Origin of the sequence: Rhodococcus mengyinensis (assembly GCF_048381435.1) — a bacterium.
Taxonomy (GTDB): Bacteria; Actinomycetota; Actinomycetes; order Mycobacteriales; family Mycobacteriaceae; genus Rhodococcus_F; species Rhodococcus_F opacus_D.
Genome location: NZ_JBLWIT010000155.1, coordinates 1 through 2,194 on the forward strand (window position 1 = coordinate 1; position 2,194 = coordinate 2,194).

Genomic DNA, 2,194 nt, shown 5'->3' on the forward strand with positions numbered 1-2,194 from the left:
CCACGGGCGACCATCACCGCGTCGAACGCCAGCACGATCGCCTCGAGGTTGTCGATCGCCTCCGGCTTCTCGAGCTTCGCGATCACCGGGATCCGGCGACCGACCCGATCCATCACGGCATGGACGAGTTCGATGTCTGCGGCCGATCGCACGAACGACAGGGCGATGAAGTCGACACCGAGACCGAGCGCGAACTCGAGGTCGGCGATGTCCTTGCCCGACAGCGCCGGGACCGACACGTTCATCCCCGGCAGGGACACACCCTTGTTGTTGCTGACCGGGCCGCCCTCGGTGACCCGGCAGATCACGTCGTTGCCGTCGACGTCCGTGACGACCAATCCGATCTTGCCGTCGTCGACGAGCAACCGGTCACCGGCCTTGGCGTCCTCGGCGAGCTGCTTGTAGGTGGTCGACACCCGGTCGTGGGTGCCCTCGACCTCGTCGACGGTGATCCGCACTTCCTCACCGTTGGCCCACGTGGTGCGCCCCTCGGCGAACCGGCCGAGCCGGATCTTCGGGCCCTGCAGGTCGGCGAGGACACCGACCGCCTTCCCCGTCGCGTCCGAGGCCGCCCGGACGCGTTTGTAGTTCTCCTCGTGGTCGGCGTGTTCGCCGTGGCTGAAATTCAGCCGCGCCACGTCCATACCGCTTTCGACGAGCTCGCGAATACGGTCACCGGTGGCGGTAGCAGGTCCAAGTGTGCAGACGATCTTCGTGTGGCGTAGTGGTTCAGTGCGGCTGTCGAAGTGGCGTGTGGTGCTCGCCGACTCGCTGACGATTTCACTCGGGTGCGGTGCGGTGAGCGTGATCGACTCGGTCATCGCGTACTCAGCCGGGTGTCGTCGTGTGCAAGTGCGTTCTCGGTCGAGTGGCATGCGAGCTGGGCCTGGCAGATCAGCTGGAGCTGAGCCGAGACCGTCGGGGTGATACCAAGACTGTGCGGGAAAGGCTCCTTCACCAGGATCTGCTCCAATCGGCGGAAGTATTGGACGGGGGTGAGACCGAATTCGACAAAGATGTCGGCGTCGGATCCGCCGCCCCAGTGCCGCCACTTCTGTGCGAAGTGCACTATTGCAGTGGTGATATCGATCATTTCTCCTCCTCTGATGGGGACGTATGTACCGCGTGGGAGCGCCGAACCGCGGTCGGTAGCGTCCGAGGTGACCGGCCTGAAGAAGAGCGTGTCGGGTATCGATTCCGCCGGGCGGCGGTTCCCCCATCCCGGTGCGATCGATCGAGCCCGGGCGCCGACATGGTGAGGGCCGGCTCCCGGACGCGTGGCACCGACATCCGTGCTTATCTGCTGATCGAGTTGCTAATCAAGCAGGGCGTAGGACGACGGTGCATCGTCGGGGCTCTCGGCGAGCGCCTCGAATTCGTTCACACTGTCCAACTCGGTTCCCATGGCGATGTTGGTGATGCGTTCGAGGAACACCTCGACGATCACGGGGACTTTGTGCTCGCCCGCCAATGTCTTGGCCCGTTCGAGGGCCCCGGCAATCTCACCGGGTTCGGTCACTCGGATTGCCTTGCAGCCGAGCCCTTCCGCCACCCGGAGATGGTCGACGCCGTACCCCTTCGGGACCGCGGGCAGCACGTCGTGTTCGGTGGCTTCCTGGGTGTTGATGTTGTCGAATCCGAGCGAGACACAGAAGTTCATGTCGAACTGGCGCTGGGCCTGCCGGATCAGCCCGAGGTAGGAGTTGTTCACCACCACGTGGATGTAGGGCAGGTTGAATTGCGCGCCGACCGCCAGTTCCTCGATCAGGAACTGGAAATCGTAGTCGCCGGAGAGCCCGACCACCGTGGCGGTCGGATCGGCGGTCACGACACCGAGGGCGGCCGGCAGAGTCCAGCCCAGCGGGCCGGCCTGCCCGCAGTTGATCCAGTTCCGCTCCTTGTAGACGTGCAGGAACTGGCCGCCGGCGATCTGCGAGAGCCCGATCGCGCTGACGTACCGGACGTCGCGCCCGAAGACGCGGTTCATCTCCTCGTACACCCGCTGCGGCTTGATCGGGACGTCGTCGAAGTGGGTCTTGCGCTGCATGGTGCGTTTGCGGGTGTTGCAGTCCTCGACCCAGGTGCTGCGATCGGGCAGGGTTCCGGCGGCCTTGCGCTCCTTCGCGACGGCGACGAACAGTTCGAGCGCCGCCTTGGCGTCGGAGACGATCCCGTAGTCCGGTGCGAACACGCG

At 65.1% G+C, this 2,194-nt stretch carries 3 protein-coding genes; all 3 read right to left on the minus strand.

Going from position 1 to position 2,194, the window contains the following annotated elements; translation table 11 throughout:
- Window positions 1-821: pyruvate kinase (locus tag ACNJ7E_RS41135; RefSeq protein WP_418342518.1), on the minus strand; the 821-nt coding region annotated here is incomplete at its 3' end.
- A complete protein-coding gene (locus ACNJ7E_RS41140; protein ID WP_418342519.1) occupies window positions 818-1,093 on the minus strand; it encodes a hypothetical protein in 276 nt (91 codons plus the stop codon). The genes ACNJ7E_RS41135 and ACNJ7E_RS41140, both read right to left, overlap by 4 nt.
- Before the next feature lie 222 nt (window positions 1,094-1,315).
- Window positions 1,316-2,194: thiamine pyrophosphate-dependent enzyme (locus tag ACNJ7E_RS41145; protein ID WP_418342520.1), on the minus strand; the 879-nt coding region annotated here is incomplete at its 5' end.